At 34.4% G+C, this 23,749-nt stretch carries 25 protein-coding genes; 8 read left to right on the forward strand and 17 right to left on the reverse strand.

Features of this window, described 5'->3' with window-relative positions:
• Window positions 1-56: 56 nt before the first annotated feature.
• The 4 genes from EDD63_RS01850 to EDD63_RS01865 are packed head-to-tail and all read right to left on the reverse strand — an operon-like array spanning window position 57 to window position 3,465.
• Window positions 57-1,511, reverse strand: coding sequence for a glycoside hydrolase family 1 protein (locus tag EDD63_RS01850; RefSeq protein ID WP_134167893.1), 1,455 nt, complete (start codon window positions 1,509-1,511; stop codon window positions 57-59).
• On the reverse strand, window positions 1,511-1,849 hold the full coding sequence (locus EDD63_RS01855; protein WP_243833718.1) for a PTS lactose/cellobiose transporter subunit IIA: 339 nt from the start codon (window positions 1,847-1,849) through the stop codon (window positions 1,511-1,513). Before EDD63_RS01855 ends, EDD63_RS01850 begins: the two co-directional genes overlap by 1 nt.
• Window positions 1,833-3,146: a PTS sugar transporter subunit IIC gene (locus tag EDD63_RS01860; RefSeq protein WP_134167895.1), complete on the reverse strand. Its 1,314-nt coding sequence runs from the start codon at window positions 3,144-3,146 to the stop codon at window positions 1,833-1,835. Before EDD63_RS01860 ends, EDD63_RS01855 begins: the two co-directional genes overlap by 17 nt.
• Before the next feature lie 22 nt (window positions 3,147-3,168).
• On the reverse strand, window positions 3,169-3,465 hold the full coding sequence (locus tag EDD63_RS01865; protein WP_134167897.1) for a PTS sugar transporter subunit IIB: 297 nt from the start codon (window positions 3,463-3,465) through the stop codon (window positions 3,169-3,171).
• Between the two features lie 202 nt (window positions 3,466-3,667).
• Between EDD63_RS01865 and EDD63_RS01870 the strand changes: the two genes are divergently transcribed.
• The gene (locus EDD63_RS01870) at window positions 3,668-5,569 is read left to right on the forward strand and encodes a BglG family transcription antiterminator (protein ID WP_134167899.1); all 1,902 of its coding nucleotides are present in this window, start codon (window positions 3,668-3,670) and stop codon (window positions 5,567-5,569) included.
• Between the two features lie 64 nt (window positions 5,570-5,633).
• On the opposite strand, the gene EDD63_RS01875 is transcribed toward EDD63_RS01870, so the two are convergent.
• The 6 genes from EDD63_RS01875 to EDD63_RS01900 form a co-directional block, all read right to left on the reverse strand.
• Window positions 5,634-7,250 (reverse strand): SulP family inorganic anion transporter, encoded by a 1,617-nt coding sequence (locus tag EDD63_RS01875; protein WP_134167901.1) that lies wholly within the window; start codon window positions 7,248-7,250, stop codon window positions 5,634-5,636.
• Window positions 7,251-7,417: 167 nt separating this feature from the next.
• On the reverse strand, window positions 7,418-8,137 hold the full coding sequence (gene trpA, locus EDD63_RS01880; protein WP_166667508.1) for a tryptophan synthase subunit alpha: 720 nt from the start codon (window positions 8,135-8,137) through the stop codon (window positions 7,418-7,420).
• Entirely contained in the window at window positions 8,130-9,317 is a 1,188-nt protein-coding gene (trpB, locus tag EDD63_RS01885; RefSeq protein WP_134167905.1) for a tryptophan synthase subunit beta, read from the reverse strand. Before trpB ends, trpA begins: the two co-directional genes overlap by 8 nt.
• A gap of 586 nt (window positions 9,318-9,903) precedes the next feature.
• Complete coding sequence (locus EDD63_RS01890) at window positions 9,904-10,332, reverse strand: helix-turn-helix domain-containing protein (protein ID WP_134167907.1); 429 nt, start codon at window positions 10,330-10,332, stop codon at window positions 9,904-9,906.
• A gap of 192 nt (window positions 10,333-10,524) precedes the next feature.
• Complete coding sequence (locus EDD63_RS01895; protein ID WP_134167909.1) at window positions 10,525-10,752, reverse strand: YtxH domain-containing protein; 228 nt, start codon at window positions 10,750-10,752, stop codon at window positions 10,525-10,527.
• A 102-nt stretch (window positions 10,753-10,854) separates the two neighbouring features.
• A complete protein-coding gene (locus EDD63_RS01900) occupies window positions 10,855-11,613 on the reverse strand; it encodes a tyrosine-protein phosphatase (protein WP_134167911.1) in 759 nt (252 codons plus the stop codon).
• Between the two features lie 172 nt (window positions 11,614-11,785).
• Here EDD63_RS01900 and EDD63_RS01905 point away from each other — a divergent pair, with 172 nt between their 5' ends.
• The 7 genes from EDD63_RS01905 to EDD63_RS01935 all read left to right on the forward strand — a co-directional run bounded on the left by EDD63_RS01905 (window position 11,786) and on the right by EDD63_RS01935 (window position 18,281).
• Window positions 11,786-12,334: a hypothetical protein gene (locus EDD63_RS01905; RefSeq protein WP_134167913.1), complete on the forward strand. Its 549-nt coding sequence runs from the start codon at window positions 11,786-11,788 to the stop codon at window positions 12,332-12,334.
• 68 nt (window positions 12,335-12,402) lie between these two features.
• Window positions 12,403-13,224 (forward strand): phosphatase PAP2 family protein, encoded by an 822-nt coding sequence (locus EDD63_RS01910; protein WP_166667509.1) that lies wholly within the window; start codon window positions 12,403-12,405, stop codon window positions 13,222-13,224.
• Window positions 13,221-13,538: a nucleotide pyrophosphohydrolase gene (locus tag EDD63_RS01915; protein ID WP_134167917.1), complete on the forward strand. Its 318-nt coding sequence runs from the start codon at window positions 13,221-13,223 to the stop codon at window positions 13,536-13,538. Before EDD63_RS01910 ends, EDD63_RS01915 begins: the two co-directional genes overlap by 4 nt.
• Window positions 13,528-15,210: a DNA/RNA helicase domain-containing protein gene (locus EDD63_RS01920; RefSeq protein ID WP_166667510.1), complete on the forward strand. Its 1,683-nt coding sequence runs from the start codon at window positions 13,528-13,530 to the stop codon at window positions 15,208-15,210. Before EDD63_RS01915 ends, EDD63_RS01920 begins: the two co-directional genes overlap by 11 nt.
• A gap of 250 nt (window positions 15,211-15,460) precedes the next feature.
• Window positions 15,461-16,273 carry a transketolase gene (locus EDD63_RS01925; protein WP_134167921.1) on the forward strand — a complete coding sequence of 271 codons (813 nt, stop codon included), beginning with the start codon at window positions 15,461-15,463 and terminating at the stop codon, window positions 16,271-16,273.
• Window positions 16,273-17,190 (forward strand): transketolase family protein, encoded by a 918-nt coding sequence (locus EDD63_RS01930; RefSeq protein ID WP_134167924.1) that lies wholly within the window; start codon window positions 16,273-16,275, stop codon window positions 17,188-17,190. The genes EDD63_RS01925 and EDD63_RS01930 overlap by 1 nt, the downstream gene beginning before the upstream one ends.
• A 242-nt stretch (window positions 17,191-17,432) precedes the next feature.
• Window positions 17,433-18,281 carry a histidine phosphatase family protein gene (locus EDD63_RS01935; RefSeq protein WP_134167926.1) on the forward strand — a complete coding sequence of 283 codons (849 nt, stop codon included), beginning with the start codon at window positions 17,433-17,435 and terminating at the stop codon, window positions 18,279-18,281.
• 55 nt (window positions 18,282-18,336) lie between these two features.
• Here EDD63_RS01935 and EDD63_RS01940 read toward each other — a convergent pair whose 3' ends face one another.
• From EDD63_RS01940 to EDD63_RS01970, 7 genes are all read right to left on the reverse strand, one after another.
• Window positions 18,337-18,810: a GyrI-like domain-containing protein gene (locus tag EDD63_RS01940; protein ID WP_134167928.1), complete on the reverse strand. Its 474-nt coding sequence runs from the start codon at window positions 18,808-18,810 to the stop codon at window positions 18,337-18,339.
• A 1-nt stretch (window position 18,811) separates the two neighbouring features.
• Entirely contained in the window at window positions 18,812-19,738 is a 927-nt protein-coding gene (locus EDD63_RS01945) for an AraC family transcriptional regulator (protein ID WP_134167930.1), read from the reverse strand.
• A 127-nt stretch (window positions 19,739-19,865) separates the two neighbouring features.
• Entirely contained in the window at window positions 19,866-20,663 is a 798-nt protein-coding gene (locus EDD63_RS01950) for an HAD family hydrolase (RefSeq protein ID WP_166667511.1), read from the reverse strand.
• Between the two features lies 1 nt (window position 20,664).
• Entirely contained in the window at window positions 20,665-21,537 is an 873-nt protein-coding gene (locus tag EDD63_RS01955) for an L-ribulose-5-phosphate 3-epimerase (RefSeq protein WP_243833719.1), read from the reverse strand.
• A complete protein-coding gene (locus EDD63_RS01960; RefSeq protein WP_134167936.1) occupies window positions 21,524-22,222 on the reverse strand; it encodes an L-ribulose-5-phosphate 4-epimerase in 699 nt (232 codons plus the stop codon). Before EDD63_RS01960 ends, EDD63_RS01955 begins: the two co-directional genes overlap by 14 nt.
• Before the next feature lies 1 nt (window position 22,223).
• Entirely contained in the window at window positions 22,224-23,255 is a 1,032-nt protein-coding gene (locus EDD63_RS01965; RefSeq protein ID WP_134167938.1) for a hypothetical protein, read from the reverse strand.
• A gap of 52 nt (window positions 23,256-23,307) precedes the next feature.
• On the reverse strand, window positions 23,308-23,610 hold the full coding sequence (locus EDD63_RS01970) for a PTS sugar transporter subunit IIB (RefSeq protein WP_134167940.1): 303 nt from the start codon (window positions 23,608-23,610) through the stop codon (window positions 23,308-23,310).
• Between the last annotated feature and the right edge of the window lie 139 nt (window positions 23,611-23,749).

The raw sequence follows: 23,749 nt of genomic DNA on the forward strand, positions 1-23,749 counted from the left end.
TGCAAGAGCTCTCTTGAATTACTTAGTGTAAATCACTTCCAACATTTTTTGTGTATTTATAATCCTAGGTCTTCTCCGTTTGTATCAATTACGCGCTTATACCAATCAAAGCTTTTCTTTTTGATTCGTTTTCCACTTCCTTGACCATAATCATCAAGATCTACATAAATAAACCCATAACGTTTTTTCATTTCACTTGATGAACAGCTAATGATATCAATTGGTCCCCAAGGGAAATATCCAACAACATCGACTCCATCAATAATCGCTTCACGAATTGCTTCTACATGAGTTGCAAGATAATGAATACGTGCATCATCAATGATGGTTCCATCTTCATTAATTGTATCAAATGTTCCATAACCATTTTCAGCAATGATAATTGGTTTGTTGTAACGATCCCAGAAGTAGTTTAATACCGTACGCAATCCAAGTGGATTAATTCCCCATCCCCATTCACTTTCTTCAATGTGAGGATTTTTTATTAATCCATAATCATTTTGTTTTGTACGCCAGCTTTCTGCCGATGTACACATCGTATAATAGTATGACATCGAAAAGAAATCTGCAGTATTTTCTTTCAGTAAAATTTCATCTTCCTCAGGAATATCCAAGTGTATATTTTGTTCCTTAAAATAGCGCAATGCATATCCTGGATACACACCTCTCATTAATAAATCAGAGAAGAAATACTCCATTTGGTTATGTTGTAAATTTGCCAGTACATCTTCAGGTTTACAAGTTAGTGGTTCTGCTAACCCGTTATAAACCATACAACCAATTTGGAAATCCGGATTTATTTCATGTCCAATCTTTGTTGCTAATGCACTAGCAACCATTTCATTGTGTACTCCTTGGTATTTTGCTTCTACTAAATTTTCAACACGATCTTCTGGAATACCTAAATGGTTGAATGACTCATGTTGAATCAAGTTGATTTGATTTACAACAATCCAATATTTTACTTTGTCTTTATAGCGTTTGAAACATGCTTCACAAAATTTCGCGAAAAAATCAATAGTTTTGCGATTATACCAACCATTATATGTAGTTGCTAAATGAAGTGGCATCTCGTAGTGCGACAATGTGATTAATGGTTCCATTCCATTTTTTAGCATCTCATCAATCAGATCATCATAGAATTGTAAACCTGCTTCATTTGGTTCATCTTCATCACCATTTGAAAAGATTCTTGCCCAGTTAATTGATGTACGAAATGAATTCATACCTGTTTCAGCTAACAGTTTTAAATCTTCTTTATATGTATGATAGAAATCAATTCCATAACGCTTTGGATAGTATCCTGTAGTATCTTGTAAAGCATACTCAATGTCCGCCATTGTCGTTTCTTTATTTGATTTCTTTTTCAAATCTCCTTTATCTTGTACCTTTAAGATATCTGCTACACACAATCCCTTGTTTCCTTCTTGATATGCACCTTCTGCTTGATTTGCAGCAATTGCTCCACCCCAAAGAAAATCTTTAGGAAAACCATCTGGTACTTGTCTCATTACATTTTCTCCTTCAACTCATATATCTCTTTTTTATTTTCGATAATCTCCATCATTAATTCTTTTGCCAAAATCGTCGTCATCAGATGATCTTGTGCATGAACCATAATAAAGTTTACTTCCACATCATTTGCTCCATTTGATTCATCTGATAATAATTTAAATTGAATTTGATGTGCTTCAGTTAATAAAACATCCGCCTTTTCAATTAAGTTTGATGCTTCATCAAAGCGTGCTTCCTTTGCCGCAAACATCGCTTCAAAGATATAACTTTTTGCTTCACCTGCTTTAGCGATTAAGCCAAATGCTGTTTCCGTTGTTTTACTCAGTTGCTGCATTTGGTGTTCCTTCTGCTTGTTCTTCCGCATACTTCGCTTTATCAAACATACGTAAGAATGGGTAGTAAATCACCATATTGATAAGTAGCATGATAATAACAAGCACAAATGCTTTCCAGTCTAATGTTGCAATCATTGCACCAATTGGAGCAGGTGATGTCCATGGAGCTGCAATCGTTGCCATATTTACTAACCCTGATGCAGTAGCCAACCAACCAATTACAATATTTACCATTGGTGCAATCATAAATGGAATGATTAAGATTGGGTTTAAGAAAATTGGTAATCCAAAGATTAATGGTTCATTAATGTTAAACAATGATGGAATAAACGCAACCTTACCAACATCTTTTACTTGTTTTGATTTTGCCTTAAGTGTAAGAATTGCTAATCCTAAAGTAGCTCCTCCTCCACCAAGTGCAGCATAGAATGCCCAGAATGGTTGTGTATAAATTTGTGTTGCTTGTAATCCGTTAGCAACCAAGTTTGCATTTTCTGCAATATTCATCGCTTCTAATGGATCTAGAACAGGCCCAACTACCGTTGTTGGGTGAACTCCAAATCCAAATAGTAAGTTTTCAACTCCAGTAAGCAATGTAACTGAAATTAAGTTATCTACACTTGCTTTAATTCCACTAAATAAGTTAAAGAATACATCTGGTAATAATTGTCCAGTTGTTGCCTGACAAATCAAACTTAGTGAATAAAATAAAATTAAGTTAATTCCAAATGGAAATAATGATGCAAATGAGTTTGCTACAATTGGTGGAACTCCTGCTGGCATTTTAAATGTCCAACCTTTGTTTTCCACGAAATTCATAATTTCTGTACCAATCAATGCAACAAATGCAGCTAGTAAAATTCCTTTTCCATCAAATGCTGCAGTTGGAATCGCACCATCTGTAACCGGTGCACAAACAAGAATGTAAATCGATACGTTTGCAATTATATAGTTTAATGGTTTCTTTCCGTAATGTGATGATAATGAGTATGTTGAACCCACACATACGAATAACGATAAGATAGCCATCGTTGCACTAAATGGTGCTAAAATTGCTGACATATTTGCATTTGCCCAGTTGTACCAAGCAAGTAAGAAATCTCCAAGTAATGGAATATCCGGCATATTTTCTGGACTCACTGGTGGACACGCTAATATAAGAAATATACTTCCAATAATCGTAAGTGGCATTGCTGATACAACACCATCTCGTATTGCCAATAGATGTCTTTGTTGACCAAAGAAATTTGCTACAGGCATCAGTTTTGCTTCTAGCTTATTAAAAAACCCTGTCATATTATATTCTCCTCTTTTTAATTTATAAACTTCGAACGGAATTCAAAATCTTTTCTCCATTGCATGTCCCATATGCAACAGAATCAATGTCAAGTACAGTAATGTCGTATGGTGCTGCAATTTCTTCCAACATTTTTCGTTGGTAGCGAATTTGTGGTGCCATTAAAATCACATCATACTTTCCTACACTCTCTTTTACTTCTTGAATGGATTTCGCTTCAATAAACCAATCCGCTTCACTTTCTGTCAAAGCATTTTTCATTGCTTCGACAAGTATGCTTGTAGATGCTCCACAAGCACAAACTAATAAAATATTCATGTAAACCTCCTTTGTGTTTCCTCTACTTCCAGTTATAGCATGTATCATTTTCTATGTCGTTGTTCTCTTTGTCCGTTATATTGTGGACAAATTTAGACAAGTTATAAATCCTTTATTTATCGCATTTTTTTAGCCTCCGCGAATCTTGTGGACATTTCTTATGATGGCAATGGTATGATGTTACTAACATAGAGGACATTATATGAACAAATACCAAGAACAGATTTTACGCGAGCTAATGTCAGCAGATACATCACTAACAAACGAAGCGTTGGGTAGTCTACTACAAGTTAGCGCAAAAACAATCCAAAGAAATACCAAAGATTTAAAAATCATCTTGCAAGTCAATGGAGCAATTTTAGAAACAAAACCAAGTGTAGGAAGCACACTTCATATTCATGATCAAAATAAGTTTAATAAATTTTTAGCATTACAAACGAACCATGATTACTTACCTTCTACACCAGAAGAACGTATTACATATATTCTTGATAAATTACTGTATTCACATGAATATATCAAAACATCCGATCTAGCAAACCGTTTATTTATCTCGCAATCGTGTCTAGCAATGGACATTAAAAAAGTACGTGAAATTCTAATAAAAAATGATTTAGAAATTATCTCTAAACCAAATTATGGAATCAAAATACAAGGTAGTGAAAGAAACATTCGACTAGCAATGGCAGAACAATATACGAAACGACGCCAAAATGAAACATTTGTTGTTGCTTCAATTCACAATGATTCATATAAGACGATGCTTAATGAAGTCATTTCACAAGTTTTAATTACTGAGAATTTACGAATGTCCGATGTCGCTTTAGAAAGTTTAGTGATTCATTTACTAATTGCAATTGAACGTTTAAAAACCAACAATGTAGTAAAGCTCAATGAAGGAACTATTCAATCACAAAGTAGTAAGTCTGAATACCAAACTGCTGTGTTATTGCAAAAGGAAGTAGAAAAACGTTTTGGTGTAACTTTGCCACAAAGCGAAATTGCATATTTATCACAACACTTATCAGGCAAGAAACATTTTGATGCAAATCTTGAAGAATTCCAAAATGAAATTGATGATAAATATAAAGTTCTAGTAAATACCATATTGCGTGCGATTTTTGATCAAACACGTATCGATTTCTATAATGATTTGGATTTAAAGATGAACTTACTCTTGCACATCATTCCATTTGTGAATCGTATCGAGAATAATATGCAAATTAAAAATCCGATTATTAATGATATTAAAGAAAACCATAGTTTTGCCTATGAACTTGCTTCTATTGGTTTACATAGTGTATGCGATAAATTACAAATTCATGTTTCCGAAGATGAAATCAGTTATTTTGCCTTACACTTTATCTTAGCTTTGGAACGCACAAATGATAATATCAAATACAACATCCTTATCGTATGCAATACAGGAAAAGCAACTTCTCAACTGCTTGCATATCAAATGCAACGTAATTTCGAGCAAAAGATAAATACGATTCGAATTGTTGAATCGTATGTTGTAAAAACAATGGATGTATCTTCTTATGACTATATCTTCTCAACAGTTCCGCTTGATGGATCATTTCCTATCCCTGTTCACTATATAAATAACATTCTTTCAGATAAGGATTTGGCAACCATTAATGGAACATTTACGCATGTTACTCGACCAAGTTCGATATCTCATTTGATCACAAGTGATCTATTCTTCACAAATATTGATGCGAATTCGAAAGAAGAAGCAATTTCAACATTTGTAAAACAGCTATCAAACGTCAAAGAACTGCCTGACAACTTTGAAGAGGAAGTACTAGAAAGAGAACACTTTTCATCAACTGAATTAAATAATCTAGTTGCAATACCACATCCAAACAAAGCACTTGTTAATGAAACTTTCATTGCAGTTGGAATTTTGAATCGTCCTATTTGTTGGAACACAAAGAAAGTACAAATCATGTTTTTAATTGCGATTCAGCCAAACAATAAAGCAAATCTTCGTGATTTTTATGAAAGCCTTGTGGACTTCACCATGAACGAAGACAATCCAAAGAAGTTGGTGAGTGAGCCTACATACGAGAATTTGTTAACATTAATTCAAAATGCATAAACAAAAAAAGATTGTTTTCTTTCTAACCCTGTTGGTAAAATGAATAAACAATCTTTTCTTTTCGTTATTTTGTTTGTAGATATTGCAGTGCTTGTGTAGTATCCCAGAAAAAGTTTTCTTCACCAACAAGCTTTGTAATTTCTGCGCGATCAAAGAATACACGCACTTTATCCTGTACACCGGAAAACAGTACAGAACCGCCTGCTTCCTGTTTTTCCTTGCAGAAGTTTAAAATCTCTTGAACACCTGATGTATCAATATTTGCTACTCCACGCATAGATAAAATTAGATGCTTTCCTTTAGCTTGTTGGATTTGTTTAGCAAATGATTCAGCAGTTCCAAAGAAAATAGGTCCCGTAATATATACAACTTGTGCATCCGTTGGACAATCTTCTTTTGAAGTAAAACGTAGTGGATCAATCTCACTAACTTGCACATCAATATTTGAGGCACGTACTATAAATAAGAACATCGCAATAAAACAACCAACCGCAATTGCAACAGTTAAATCAAAGATTACTGTACAGATTAATGTCACACTAAATTTTACAATTGCTTGTTTGAATCGGTGTGAGAAAATATAACGAATACTTTCCCATTCATTCATACGCCATGCCGTCATCATCAACACTCCAGCAAGTGCTGCCATTGGAATTTGTGACATAAATGGACTAAGTAAAAACATTGATAAAAGTAGTACAAGTCCTTGAATCCAACCCGTCATTCGTGTACAAGCACCAGATTTAATTGCAACGCTTGTTCTTGCGATTGCTGCAGTTGCAGGAACTCCACCAAAGAAAGGCAACAAGGCATTTCCTACTCCTTGGGCGATTAGTTCACGATCATTACGCAACTTCTCTCCAGACATTTTTCCAGCCACAGCTCCACATAGTAAGCTTTCAATCATCCCTAGTGCAGCAATAGAAATCGCTGGCATCAATACAACATCCCATGGAATTCCAAATAGATCACTAGGAAGTAAGCGCATATCGTGAATAAGTGTTTGTGGAATATCACCAACCATATGTACTGGAAATTGAAATATCATTTGCAAAATCACCATCACAATAATCGATACTAATGATGCAGGCACTTTTGCTTGCCATTTTTTAGGCCATACAGTCATCAAGACAATCACTGCTAGTCCAATTATCACTGCATACATATTGACTTGTAACCCATCAGTAAAAATGTGAACTACTTTTTCAAGTGCGTTTTCTCCATGGCTTGTAACACCAAGAAAGTTTTCCACTTGACCTAGCGCAATAATAACTGCAATCCCTGAAGTAAATCCTGTGATAATCGGTTTGGGCAAAAACTGAATCACACGACCTGCTTTTAATAGTCCAGCAATAATTAAAATTACTCCGGATAGTCCACCAGCAACAAGCACTGTTTTAATTCCATACTTTGAGGCAAGTGGAATCAAAATTGCAGCCATAGCTCCAGTTGGTCCAGATATTTGATACGATGCACCAGATAATGTTCCAATAATAAACGATGCCATAATGGCAGTAATCAGACCGGATGCTGCATCCATTCCACTGGCTACCCCAAATGCTAATGCTAGTGGCAAGGCAACTGCGGCAACGGTAATCCCTGCTAATACATCCTTTGTTAGTTTGGATGCATTATAGCCAGAGAACTCATTGCGCATATCTCTTATATACTCTTTAATCATAAAATGTATTCCCCTTTTTACAATAACGTTCCTTATTATATACGCCAATTGTATAAATGTAAATTCCTTATAGAAAAGAACTATCTTATTCTTTCTTTGATTTTATGACATATCTAACATTTTTATTCTTTGCACAAAGCAGCCATGTTGAACACAGCTGCTTTGTTTTATTTAGATACTACTCGTTTTTGTATATACGCAAATATTTGTTTATCCATATCTTTCTCATGTTTTTCACATATCTCAACAATTGGTGTATCAATCACGATTCCATTCACATGATTCGAAGATACTTGATTTTGATCATTGTAGCCAATAATCACTGGAATCTCACTAACTTCACGAACTTGTTGAATCGTAGATGATATATCATGACCTACAACATATAAGCAACCGCTTGCCTTACTAACGATATCCGTAATTCGTTTATCACTAGAAGAAGAGACCATAAATATTTGTGTGACATCATATTGTTTGCAATACAAAGAAATCTCATCACATTCTTCAAAAGGAATATCTGGAATAATCAATCCGTCAACTCCACTTTCCTGGCATTGTTTGAAAAATGCATCATATCCATAGATATACACCGGATTTGCATATGTTTGTAAAATAAGTGGTATCTTACTTTGTTTGCGCACTTCATTAACAATCACAAACATATCCTTAGTTGTAATTCCACTATCCAATGCACGCATACTTGCTTTTTGAATGACTGGACCTTCTGCTACAGGATCTGAGAATGGCACTCCGATAATCACCATACTAGCCCCTGCTTCACTAAGTGCAAGTATGTGATTCACACTTGCTTGGATACCTCCATCACCACCTGTAATATATCCAACTATCGAATTCTTGCTTTGCAATGCATTTGTAATTTTATTCATGTAGATCAATCCCCCTATAACGTGCAATCGCTGCAACATCTTTATCTCCTCGACCGGATACATTCACAATTATGCAATCTTCTATTGACAATGTTTGTGCATACTTTATTGCATATGCAATCGCATGACTACTTTCGATTGCTGGGATAATCCCTTCAATCTTTGATAGATAATGAAATGCATCAACTGCTTCATCATCGGTAATTGGTACATACGTAGCCCGTCCAATATCATGCAAATGGGCATGTTCAGGCCCTACACCTGGATAATCCAATCCTGCCGAAATAGAGTATACTGGGGCAATTTGTCCAGTTTCATCCTGACAGAAATAACTTTTCATTCCATGGAAAATTCCTTTTGGTGCATTTGATGACACGGTTGCTGCATGTAATTTCGTATTAACTCCCTTTCCTGCACCTTCACAACCAATTAGTTTTACATCCTCATCTTCAATAAAATGATAGAAACTTCCAATCGCATTACTCCCTCCACCAATACATGCAATTACTGCTTTGGGTAGTTTTCCTTCTTTTTCTAAAATTTGTGCTTTCATTTCCTTGGAAATAATTGCTTGAAAGTCACGCACCATCATAGGAAATGGATGAGGTCCCATCACACTTCCAAGTACATAATGTGTATCTTCCATCCGACTTGCCCACTCACGCATGGTTTCATTTACTGCATCTTTTAGTGTTTTTGTACCTGAAGTTACTGCATGTACTTTTGCTCCTAATAGTTCCATACGATACACATTGAGTGCTTGACGAATTGTATCCTCTTCACCCATAAAAATCTCGCATTCCATTCCCATAAGCGCAGCCGCTGTTGCTGTAGCAACCCCATGTTGACCTGCTCCTGTTTCAGCAATCACTCTTGTTTTTCCCATCTTTTTAGCAAGTAAAACTTGTCCAAGAACATTATTAATCTTATGCGATCCTGTATGATTTAAATCTTCACGCTTTAGATAGATTTTTGCACCACCAAGATCTTCACTCATACGTTTTGCCTCATACAACAAACTTGGTCTACCTGCATACTCATTGAGTAGTGTTGTTAGTTCTTGTTGGAACATATCATCATGTTTTACTTTCTCATAAAAATCTGTGAGTTTATGAATTTCATCCATTAGCACTTCTGGAATATACTGTCCTCCGTGTTCTCCAAATCTTCCTTCTTTCATTTTGTATACCTCTTACTTTCTCGTATCATTTCTATTTGTATTTGTGTCATATATTTCTCCTAATTGAATGTTAATCAAACCGTTACATCTTTAAAAAGTGCATGTTATTAACCATTCACCAACTACATCTTGATACATTGAAATTCATAATATTCTCCTTAATCGACAAAAAACCGTCCCTGACAAAAAATCTTGTCAAGGACGGTTATACCGCGGTGCCACCTTGTTTCATGTTTCACAAAAAAACATGCGCTTTGTAAGATGCTATCACATCTCTTGCTACTTACGTAAGCATTCACGTCAGAAGCTACTAAGCATCTTTGCTTTTCACTTTGCCCTCTGTGGTCCATTTGCTAGGCTGCGTTCTGCTTGTTTCCACCATCCAAGCTCTCTAGTAGTGCACACGTTAACGTTATCTCCACTTCATCGGTTTGATTGCATGCATAATAGCATTAATCAAAAGATGAAGTCAATATAAAATATCAAACAAATTAAAATTTATGATTTCAACTATTTAAAAAATGGATGTACTTTCATGATTGAAATCACTAGAAAGTACCCTCAAAATAACAGCATACATTGCAAATTAATCATCTATAATTACTGTTTCTTCAGTTATTATTTGTTGTTTATTTTGATCAGTATCACTAATGTATTGTGCACTAAAAAACACCATCATAAAAACATATAATAAAACGATCACTGCTAATGTAATACCAACAACTTTCCATATGCGTCGTGAGCGTCGATTTTTAATTGCAAGTTGCTCATTTATTCTAGATAGTTGTATTGCTATATCATCCGCAGACTTTTCATTTTCAACTGATGCACCAAGCAATTCACTAACAGACACATCTAATATTTCTGCAAGACGAATTAATGTATCCGCATCTGGCACAGATAAGTTTTTCTCCCATTTTGAAATTGTTTGTCTGACTACATGAAGTCTGGTTGCTAATTCCTCTTGCGAAAAACCATTTTGCTTTCTAAGGTTTTTTAGATTCTCACTAAACATAATACGTTACACTCCTTTGTTTTGATGAATCAAAAGTACCACGATACCTATTATGAGACAAGCAACGCAAATTAACATGAACAAAATGATCCATAAAAATACAACTCTATTGTTACTAAAATATTGATTTATTCCACTGATTTCAAAAGAAAAAGGAGTAGCTCTACTCCTTTTGGGCAATGATATTTACAACTATTTCTTGAATTTATCTTTCAATTCATCGATTTTGTCTTCAGCTGCATCTTTAACATCTCCAGCTTTATCTTTAACATCTTCACCGAAAGATTTCGCTTTATCTGCAACATCTTCACCAGCATCTTTTACTTTATCAGCTGCTTCTTTTGCTTTGTCAGAAACATCTTTTCCAAAGTCTTCAGCTTTGTCTTTTAATTCATCTAATTTGTTTTTTAAGTCTGCCATAAATATTTCCTCCTAAATTTATCCCTGGTCTTTCGACCTCATATTTAGTCTAACATGTATATTTATGGTTTCAACCAAGACGCTCAAACAATACATAATGTACTAGTCGACTAGATACATATCTTTTAGTAATTGACGTTCTTGATTCGTTACTTGTAATGCATCTGTGATGTATTGATCAAATGAACCAAACTTCTTATCTGCTTCATCAAATGCTGCCTCTAAGAAATCTGCACTTACTGACATTAATGTTAAAAAGCGTTCTACTTCAATATCAGATTTTCCTGCTTCACGTAGTTTTTGTGCCATTTGTTCGTTTGCCTCTCTACGTCCTTCAATGGTTTTTAAATAATCTGTGAAGATATCTTCCTTAGATACACCAAGAATTGTTAGGATAATCGCTGCTCCAATTCCAGTACGATCTTTTCCTGCTTGGCAGTGAAACAATACAGATCCTTCATCTTGTTTAAGTAATACGTCAATGAACTTACGATATTGTTTTTGTGCAAATGTATCCACAATTAATTGGCGATACAATCCTTGCATCAAACCATGTGAATCATTTGTATTCATTTGATCCATTAAGTTTTGTTGGGATGTTGTTTTAACATCTTTCTCCATGATATTGATGTAGTATTCACTTACTCCAGATAATACATCATCTGGATTTTTTGCAATTTCATCATCCCCACGAAAATCTACAATTGCTTTTAGTTGATATGTATCTAACAATTCTTTTTGTTCATTTTCTGGAAGTTCATATAGTACTCCACTTCTCAATAAGCGATGCTTTGCAACACGTTTTCCATCAATTGTTTTGATATCCCCTAAATCTCTAAAATTTACTAATTTACTAAACATAATCTACCTCTCTGTTATTCAAATATTGTAACACAAATCTATTTTTTGGATTTTTTGATTTCTTAAAAGTGAAACCGCTTACTTCATTTTTCTTAATAAATCGTATTGTGTTCAAGTAAAAATACCGATATAATGTGTCAAGACACTTATATTTACAGAAGGAGAATATATTATGAATTCATCATCAAAAGCAATTCAAAAAATGGTTATATCAGCAATGCTAATTGCTGTAGGAATTGTGATTCCTATGTTTTCACCAATTAAAGTTGTAATTGAACCAGCTTCATTTACATTAGCTAGTCATGTTGCCATCATGATTGGAATGTTTATTTCACCAGGAGTTACTGTTGCTGTCGCTATTGGTACAACAATTGGTTTCTTACTTGGCGGATTTCCAATTACCGTTGTTGCTAGAGCAGGTTCACACATCGTCTTTGCCTTACTAGGTGCTGTATATTTTGCTAAAAAACCAGAAGTTTTATACAACCCTACAAAATGTGTACTAGCATTCTTTGTACTATCATTAATTCATGCAATTTGTGAAGTAATCGTTGTGCTTCCATTCTACTTAAATGGACAACCTGTCGATAACTTCTACTATGTTGTATTTGGTTTAGTTGGTGTAGGAACAGTGGTTCACTCAATGGTGGATTTCTTTATTGCAAGAGCTGTATATCAACTGATTCCACAAGCTAAAACTGCACGCACAAAAATTGCGTAAATCATATCCCACATATGTGGGATTTTTTTATTTATGTATCACAATTCGAAATCATGTATAATACATTTATGAAACAAACATTACAAATTATGTTCAAGGAATATAAACTACAAATCTTTGTCTTTCTGGTGTTACTAAGTATCTTCACAGTTTTTGATCAACAATTGTGTACACTGCTTTATCACCCGGGAAATATCTATGGTGCTTTCTTTGAGAAGTTTACTTACTTGCCTGGTTGCTACCTACTATTTCTAAGCACTACGATACTTTATGTACACTACTTCAAGACCAACAATAAAAAATTTCAATATTTAACCATGCTTATGTGTACAGTATCCTTTTTTATTACTAGTTACTATTTCTATGAGGCACTTGCAGGTATTGGCATGGTATTACATATCATCCTATCATTGTGTATTATCTTTGCCTGTATTAAATGGAGGCAATTAGATGCATATGTCAAAACTGCTTGGATTGTTATTTTCACGATACTTGCTGCTTTGCTCACAGTTGAACTCTTTAAGATGCTATGGGGTCGTGTTCGTCCATATGCAAATTTGGATAATTCAAGTTATTACACACCTTGGTTCGAATTGAACTTTAACGACTTTAAGACCTATTTTGAAAATAGTGATACTACAAAATCATTTCCATCAGGTCACAGTAATTGGGCAACATTAACATTATGCTATTCATTCTACTTTAAGAAACATCGGAAAGTGGCAATTGCAACATCTGTTATCTATATATTACTAGTAACAACTTCAAGAGTAGTTTATGGAATGCATCATCCTAGCGATGTACTTTGCGGATGTGCAATTGCTTATACCTATTACTCAATTGCAAAACACAAAGTGAAACACTTTAAACAAACGGAGGTATCCATATGAATGAAATCATGGAAAGACTAAGAAAATTCAATCAGGATCGGGATTGGGATCAATATCATCAACCAGCTAATCTAGCAAAGTCTATTGTGATTGAAAGTGCTGAATTACTTGAGTGTTTTCAGTGGGACAATGATAACTTCAATAAACAGCATGTTGCTGAAGAACTTGCAGATGTTCTATGCTATGCATTTCAATTGGCAGATAGTTTACATATGAACATTACAGAAATCATGAATGATAAAATAGATAAAAATGCAATTAAATATCCAATTGAAAAAGCGAAAGGTAGTTCGAAGAAGTACAATGAGCTCTAGTAAGATCAAAGTAAATCAATATGCGTTTACAATGGATTCCGTAAATGCATTAACAAATAATGCATTTATGAAAAACTGGCCAATTGTATACGTATTAAATGATGATCATAATGTGTATATAGGTGAAACTTCCAATGCAATTACACGTATGCAGACACACTTAAAAAGTGATGATAAAAACTATCTAAAGCAAATGAATATTATTACAGATGAAGAATTTCATAAATCAGCAACACTTCACTTAGAATCCTTGCTTATTGAATACATGAGTGCAGATACTCATTTTGATACGATCATCAATGGAAATACCGGACAAAGCCACATGTATTTTCAAAAAGATCATTACGCTCATAAATTTGAGGAATTATGGAGTATCCTAAAAAAGAAACACTTGGCAAATGAACGAATTGACCAAATTCGCAATAAAGATTTATTCAAATTTTCACCATATAAGTCATTAACAGAAGATCAATTTGGTACTGTGGATGTTATATTGCAAGACTTAGCACAACGTACAAAACATCAAGAACCTCAAACATACCTTATTCAAGGAGAAGCAGGAACTGGAAAAACGGTTTTAGCCATTTATTTAGTTAAACTACTTACCGATTTATTTGCTGATCGTTTATCACTTGAAGGATTTGCAAGCGAAGAAGTTAATGCACTTAAAACGCTTAAACAAGAAAACAGATCACTCAAAGTTGGTTTTGTTGTACCTATGTCATCATTACGTAGAACTATTCGTAACGTATTTAAAGACATTCAAGGATTACAAGCAAATATGGTAATTACACCATCACAAGCAACCAAAGAGAATTTTGATATTCTAATCGTTGATGAAGCACATCGTTTAAAACGAAGAAAAAACCTAACGGGTTATGGTGCCTTCGATGCAACAAATAAACGTTTAGGTTTAGATGATAATGGAACTGAACTTGACTGGATTATGAAATCTTCAAAATATCAAATTCTGTTTTATGATAAGAATCAATCGGTTCGTCCAACAGATGTTCGACACGATGAATTCAAGAAAATTATAAATAGAGAAGACCATTTAGATCTCTTCTTATTCTCACAAATGCGTGTTATTGGTGGAGATGTTTATGTTAAATACATCAAAGATATCTTCAACAACAACCATCCAAAACCAAAAGAATTTGATGCTTATGATGTTTGTCTATTTGATGATATTGACATCATGATTCAAGCAATCAAATCCAAGAATGAAGAACTTGGACTTTGTCGTACAGTTAGCGGATATGCATGGGATTGGGTAAGTAAGAAAGATCAATCCAAACATGATATTACAATTGATAACCATTCCTATATATGGAACACTGTAAACGAGGATTGGGTGAACTCAAAAAACTCCATCAATGAAATTGGTTGTATACATACAATTCAAGGATATGATTTAAACTATGCTGCGATCATTCTTGGAGAAGATATTAAATACGATCCTGTTCTTCAAAAAATCTATACAGATAAGCAAAACTTTTATGATAAAAAAGCAAAAGCTGGTGTAACCTCTGATAAAGAAATTGCTTCATACATTATAAATGCTTACATAACGATGTTAACACGTGGAATCCGTGGAACATATCTGTATGTGTGTGATAAAAACTTACGTGAATATCTTGCTACATTCTTTCCAACATATATAAACAAATAAAGAAACAGTCTCCAACATTGTATGACTCTCAAGTTGTACGATAAGGACTGTTTTTTTGTCTCGATTTTTGTTTGCAGAACAATCATAACTACTTATTTTATGATTACTTCAAATTCTTTTCCTACCCATTTTTGCTTATATAATTCATAACCAAAACAAATAATCATAAAACTAACATATTGTTCATGTATATTGATGAATCGTATACCCATGAATGATAAAATAGAAAAGGACATAGAGGAGGACTAGCATGAGTTTAAAAGAACACGCAACAAACGTTCGTAAGAACATCATTGACATGGTCTATGCAGCACAATCAGGACACCCAGGTGGTTCATTAAGTGGTGCAGACATCATTACTTACTTGTATTTCGATGAAATGAATATCAATACTGATAATGCTTCATCAAACAATCGTGATCGTTTTGTCTTAAGTAAAGGACACGCTTCACCATTGTTATATGGAATTTTAATGGAGAAAGGTATTATCTCTACTGACTTAATTCCAACATTCAGACAAGTAGATTCAAAACTACAAGGACACCCAAACATGAATTATGTAGAAGGTGTAGATATGTCTACTGGATCATTGGGACAAGGGATCTCATGTGCAGTAGGAATGGCAATTGCAAATAAAGTAGATAACTCACCAAACCGAGTATATGCAATGCTTGGAGATGGTGAATGTGAAGAAGGTCAAGTATGGGAAGCAGCTATGGCAGCAGCACACTATAAACTTGATAATCTATGTGCAGTTGTAGACTTTAATGGACTACAAATCGATGGAAACATTACAGATGTTATGAATCCAACACCAATTGATGAAAAATTTGCGGCATTCGGTTGGAATGTTGTACACATTGACGGACATGATTTTGATGACATTCGTCGTGGGTTTGATGAAGCAAGAAATTGCAAAGGAAAACCAACAATGATTCTAGCAAAAACCACAAAAGGAAAATGTGTAAGTTTCATGGAAGGTGACTATGGATGGCATGGTGTTGCACCAAATAAGGAGCAATACGAAGCAGCAATGGAATGTTTATGTGGAGGTAGTAAGTAATGGCAAAAGTAGCAACAAGAGAAGCATACGGAAAAACCTTAGCGAAGTTAATCGTTGAGAAAGATAATGTTATCGTACTAGATGCAGACTTAACGAAAAGTACAAAAACAATTGATGCAAAAAATGCAAGAGCTGACCATCACTTCAACATGGGGATTGCTGAAGGAAATATGATGAGTGTAGCAGCAGGACTTGCAGCAAGTAATAAAGTTGTATACGCATCTAGTTTTGCAATGTTTGCAGCAGGAAGAGCATTCGAACAAATTCGTAACTCTATCTGTTATCCAAACCTAAATGTAAAAGTATGTGCGACGCATGCAGGATTAACCGTTGGAGAAGATGGAGCAAGTCACCAAAGTGTTGAAGATATCGCATTGATGCGTGCAATTCCAAATATGAAAGTATTCCAACCATGTGATGATATTGAAACCGCAGCAATTATCAATGCAGTATATGATATTGATGGACCATGTTATGTAAGACTTGGACGTTCTGGAGTCGAAAGAGTGAACTATGAAGACTATACATTTGAACTTGGAAAAGGAGTCATCCTTAATAAGGGAGAAAAAGTTGCCATTGTAGCTACAGGAATGATGGTGCAAGAAGCACTAGGTGCAAAAGACTTATATGAAGGAAACCCGACAATCGTCAATATGCCAACCATCAAACCAATTGATACAGACTTATTAATTGATCTAGCAAAAACACATGATGTAATTGTGACAATTGAAGAACACAGTATCATTGGGGGACTAGGAGGAGCGGTTGTAGAAGCCTTAGCAGAACACAACCTATGTCCAGTTGTTTGTATGGGAGTTAATGACACATTTGGAGAATCAGGAAAACCTGCAGATCTATTAAAGAAATACGGACTTGATAGTCAAGCTATCGCAAACAAAGTAAATACATATCTATAGTATATCCGCTTCATATGATAACGCTTACATTTTGGTGTTGACTCCCCAGTAGCACTATGCTACCATACAGCTAGGGTAGTTATTATCGTTCGTTGTTATTATATGTATACAATAAATATAAGCTAAACCTACATCTTTCAAATTTGTTGTTCTATGCATCACTCTTTTGATAAATGTAGGTTTTTTTATTTGGAATAACAAAGAATACCATACTACCAGAGAGAGATCAGAGGAGGCTAGATATGAAAAAAATGCAAAAGGTTTTATTGTCGTTTTTCGTGTTAGTCACATTACTAGCAGGATGTGCTAGCAACACAGACAACGAAAAAGAAACGGCAAAAAAAGAAAGTGATGAGGTAGTCATCTATTTAACACGACATGGGAAAACGATGTTAAATACGATTGACCGTTCACAAGGATGGATTGATGCTCCACTTACACCTGCTGGTGTTGAAGTAGCTGAATTCTTAGGAAAAGGGTTAAAAGAAGAAGGAATCGAATTTGATGAAGTGCATTCAAGTGATTCAGGACGTGCAATTGAGACAGCTGAAGTAATTCTGAAAAACAATGGACAAGAAGATTTAATTTCTTCACTTTCAAAACATCAAGGACTTCGTGAATATAATTTTGGTACATTCGAAGGAATGATGAATGAAGAAATGCAATCTGAATTAGCAAAAGCAATTGGTCAAACACCTGAAGAATGGATGGCAAAAATGCAAGAACTTGGATGGTATGAAGGAATCAAAATGTTTGCAGATAACATCTCTAAAGTAGACAAAGAAAGAGTTGAAGAAGGTGTTAACTGGCCAGCAGAAGACTATCAAACTATTGCAGATCGTTCTGTTGGTTCAATAAAAGAAATTGCAGAAAATGCACAGAAAAATGGTTCAAAAAATGTATTAGTTGTATCTCACGGTATGACAATTACTACAATCGTTGCTGAACTTGATAATGGAAAAGAAGCTGATATTCCTTTCGGTGGTCCAAAAAATGCAAGTATCCAAAAAATTACATATAAAGATGGAAAATACACGGTTGAAACAGTTAATGACTTAACATTAATTGAAAAAGGACAAGCTGCTAAATAATTTAAACAAAAGAAGTTAGTTGATGATGATTTGAACTAACTTCTTTTCTTTATGTCTATATACTTTTTACTATGGGAATGTACATCTGTGTTAGATATTCTTCTACATCTTGCTCTTCACCATTTAAATAATGGTAATAAATCCCACCATCCATTTCATATCCATGATTATTTATCCACTGCATCAGTGCTTCTAAAGTGGGATCTTGTTTTTCATATGGACCTCTATCAATAGCAAGAACAATACTTCGTGATGGTTGTTTTGTGAGTAAAACATCCCCATTTATTTCTAACTGACTGGCTACTACATAGCCCACTTCTACATCCAAATTCTCTAACTCCATATTATGGAAACATACGGTTAATCCACTACTTGGATATGTATTATTTTGCTCAATCATTGGTAATAATGTATGAATTGATTTTCCTAGAAAATCAGCATACTCATTAAAAAAATGAATGTTTTTTCGAATCGATACAAAGTATCGTTCAGGTTGCTGTTGAATTGTTATATTTGCAACTTGTGCCATGTTATTTATTCCTTTCTGTTTTATAAATCTTTCGGTAATCTAACCATGTTTCTATATTTGCAGGTGATTTTGAAGTATCACTGTATTTTTCTACAGCAAACAATCCTCTTTCAAGTTCATGTTTTTTCATCCAATGTGACATAAACACTTGTGCTTTATATTCAGCAGATGTCACAAGTTCATAAAAAGTTTCTGCTTCAAAGTTATACACAATATAGTTTTGTGCTGGCATTTCAAAACAATAAAGATTATCTATCGTTTGATTTGTCATTGCTTCTGCTCCTGCCAAATAAAAGCAATGTCCTTCTTTTGCACCTTGTGCAAACACTACACCACACTCTTTACCATTTACAGTTAATCCAGGTATTGTATGTTTTAACTTATGAAATGTATCCCACAGTTCCCCAGTGATAGATACTCCTGTGTCCTGTCCTCCCATGATATCAGTAATAGGGATCTCTTTTACAAACCCTAGTATATAATTCGTTTCATCTACTTTCTTGCGATTCACTTCCAATACAATCCCATCACTGATAAGTGGTACACCTTCGTCTACCATAACATAGTGTAATAATAAATCTGGTTTTTCATATTGATTTACAATCGTTTGTGTCGACCTCATTTTACTTGGTGTGATTCCATATGCTTTTTTAAAAGCACGCGTGAAATTACTTTGATTCGAAAACTGATACGTACACGCTATATCAATAATACTTTGTTTTGTTGTTTGTAATAGTTTACAAGTTGCTGCCAAACGTCTAAGCCGTATATATTCATACACGGGTACTTTTACCAGTTTATGAAATAGTCGTTGAAAGTAAAATGGTGATAAATAGGCAACATTAGCCAATTGCTCAATTGTTATCTCATCACGTAAATGATCTTCAATATAATCTAAAACAAACTGAATTGATTCCCATGCATACATAGTTCTTCCTCCATCAAAAGCATAACATAGTGATTTTATAGTTACTAATCATACAGTGCTTTTTTCATCTAAGATAGTTACCATTACAAAAAAAGTTAGTTTCTCGTCTTGAGAAATCTAACTTCTTTTACTTTATTCTGTCTAGGATAAATTTTGATACTCCTTGATGATTGTTATCTTCATCACTAATGAAAGTTGCATATTTCTTTACTAGTGCATCCGCATTTAGCATAGCCACACTATATCCTGCTTGCTTAAACATACTAATGTCATTGTAATTATCACCAAAAACAAGTGTCTGTTCCATTGGTATTGATAACTTCTCACATACATAGGATAGTGCCTTCCCCTTGGTTGCATCTTTGCTAGAAAACGTATGTACATCTCCTTCTGAGCGTACAAGTTGTGCATACGTACAACCATGGTTGATGGTTTTCATTAAGTCATCCATTCCCTCTTCATAGCTATGAATCACAACCATCTTCATCACATCTGTAGACTGCAAAGAAAACTGTGCTAATGGATATGCATGAACTTTTCCTTTTAAACGTCTAGCAATTGCATCTAACTTTGGATTTTCATCATAATAGATTGCATCTGTTGTGTATACAATACAAGCTGCATGAAATAATTCACACTGTTTCAATGCATATTGTACATCTTTTGGATCAATTGAATATTGCATGATACATTTTCCTTCACTATCATATACATTTGCACCATTATTGCAGATGATAGGTAGCGAAAGTTTCAATTGTTCAAGATATGGACGAACAATATGAATATTGCGACCAGTCGCTAGCGTAAAATGTATCTGTTTTTGATTTAACCACTCAATCATAGAACGTATATTTGCATCTAATTCTTGCTTATCATTTAGCAGTGTTCCATCCATATCACATACAACAAGAGCTATATCCTTCATATTACATTCGATCGCCTTGTCCATAAAAGACATGGTCTAACTTTTCGCGAAGGAATGTATTTGCTTCTTTTAAATCTTCTTTCCATGTATGACTGCCCGTGTACCAAAATTCACCTACAAATAAACGGACACCCATATCCTTTAGTAATTCAATATTGTGTTTAAATTCTGTATGACCTGTTCCAAACGGAATTTCTCGATAATGTCCAGGAATGGTTTCCTTTAAATGTGCTGCTACTATATGGCCTTTTCCAGTTAGTAAATCTGTATTCACATCTCCATGGTAAAGCAAACTCGCATTTTTTAAATTTCCAATATCTGGATAAACACCTAAATATGGATTATCAACTAAACGGACATATTCCATACTTTTTTCAACGGTGTCCATAAATGAAGTTTCCATCGTTTCAAAACCAAGTAATACTCCATAATAACTTGCCATCTGTGCAGCTTCTTTTAAATTCTGTATGAAGATCTCTTTTGTTTTTGCATCGCCTTGTTCGTAATATACATCATACCCTGCAAGTTGAATAACACGGACACCTAAATCACTAGCAAGTTTAATCGCTTTTAACATGATCTCTAATGACTTTGCTTGCATTTCTGTATCTTTATGACCAAGTGGATATTTACGATGACCACTTAAACAAATTGAATTAATACGCATATCTAAGTGAATCATTGCATCAAGTAATGCTTCTCTTTCACTTTGTGGCATATCAATGCGACGTAATTTTTCATCTGTCTCATCGATACTCAATTCTAAATAATCAAAACCACTTTCTTTGGCAAGTTTAAGCTTTTCAATAATACTTTGATCATTTGGTATAGCTTTCTCATATAATCCAAGTTGATATCTTCTATTTTTGACCATAATATGCACCTGCTCCATGTTTACGTAAGTAATGCTTATCAAGAAGTTCTGGTTGCATTGGTTCTATTTCATGATTACAAAGTTGGGTTGCTGTAAATGCCATCATCGCACACTCTTCCATTACAACTGCATTATGGACAGCATCAAAACCATCTTTTCCCCATGTAAATGGACCATGACTATGAACAAGTACTCCAGGCATCTCATCTGCATTTATATTTCTTTCATGGAAACATTCAACGATTACTTTTCCTGTTTCTTCTTCATATGCACCTTGAATTTCATCATTTGTCATTTTTCTTGTACATGGAATATCTCCATAGAAGTAATCCGCTTGTGTTGTACCTAATGCTGGAATATCTTTACCTGCCTGTGCCCAAGAAGTCGCCCAACGTGAATGTGTATGTACAACTCCTCCAATATTTGGAAAGTTTTTATAAAACTGAACATGTGTCATCAAATCACTTGAAGGGTTTAAGGTTCCTTCAATTACATTTCCATCTAAATCACAAATAACGATATCTTCAGCACGCATCGCACCATACTCTACACCACTTGGTTTAATCGCAATGACTTTACGTTCACGATCAATTTCGGATACATTTCCCCAAGTAAAGGTAATCAAGCCATATTTTGGAAGCAATAAGTTTGCTTCTAAAACTCTTTGTTTCATCTGTTCAAACATACTAATCCTCCACGATGTAGACAGCAGCTTCATTACATGTATGGTTTGCCGCAATAATAATATCTCGATTTTCTTCGTTCACGACTGCTAAGTTTGCTGGTCCACATCCTTTTTCAAGAACTTCAGTCACAAATGCCCCATCTTTATATTGCACATAGAAGATTTCTGCATCTTTACGACGTACCCCTGCTAAGAAGGTATTTACACCTCGAAGTGTACAACCAACAAGTGTATGTGCAAAATCAATTTCATTTTGATAGCTATATACTTCTTTATAGTTTCCATCTACTTTTTTATAGATTTTAATTGCATTTCCATGGAATGGTTCAATTGTCATAATTTCATCTTCACCATCGTTATCGATATCAATAATTGCGATTTCACTAATTGTGCCATCCATGATCTTTTCAGTTTTCCAAGCTTCTCCTTGTTTTTTAGGAGGTGTAACTTTTAAGATTCCTTGATCACTTCCAAAGTAACCTACAGGCATATCATTTTCATAGTGTCTTGTATATCCATGATTTCTAAACAATCCACCAACTAGTTCGGTTAGTTCAATGGGTTGCTCTAAATCATCTGGAAGAATGGCTGTATAAATTTTCCCTGGTTTACTCCAGTCTTCTTTGTTTTCCTTTGTTTCAGCAATTGTTGCACCAATAAAGTAGTTCACACCATCCACTCGATAAATATCAAAGCGGTGTAAGTATGGTAAATAGAATAGATCTTTTACTTTCCATTCTCCATTTTCATATTTTCCCCAAACGATTTTGGCTTTACTTGGTGAAACTTTTAAATAAAAATCCATGACTGCTAAAAACTCATTGCTTTTATTTGGTAAAGGTATGATTGACATTGTCCCTCCACCTTCTTGCCATACTACTTTTTTTGTCTCAAAGCTTTCTCCACTATAGTCATAACAAGGATATCCTTGTTCCTCACTTGCTAAAAAGATATGCAAGTCATTATCAATGTTTGTTGAGCTTGCACAGTAGCATCGATACATCTCATCCAAATGTTTTTTTGTTATTTTCATACACCCTCCTATTTGAAGAAAGGCTATCACCAACGTGACAGCCTTTCATGTTTTACTTCTTGAAACGTTGTTCTAAGTCAGTTTCAGCAACTTTTTCTTGAACTTCTTTTGCAGACATTACGTTACGAATTCCAATAACTGTAATCCCTTTCTTTTTTGCATCGTCAAACATATTTAGGAAGTTCATTGGCGTAAATACTACATCGTATTGTGATGCTGATGATTTTCCTTCTGCGATTGAACAGTGGTGAATTTTTGTAATTTCAAATCCCATATCTGTTAATCCTTTGTTTGCACTTTTTTGAAGCATCAAACTTGTGCCTGATCCATTTGCACATGAAATTAAAACTCTCATAATTGTGTCCTTTCTCCTTTATGTAATTTTATTGTTGATTTACTTTGGCTTAATTCAACCAGTGCATACCAAGTCTCGATAAATCACTGATAAGTACTGAATAATTTATGTGTCTTTAAAGCATTTCTTGTGATGGTAA

This window comes from Breznakia blatticola, from assembly GCF_004365815.1.
Lineage (GTDB): Bacteria > Bacillota_I > Bacilli_A > Erysipelotrichales > Erysipelotrichaceae > Breznakia > Breznakia blatticola.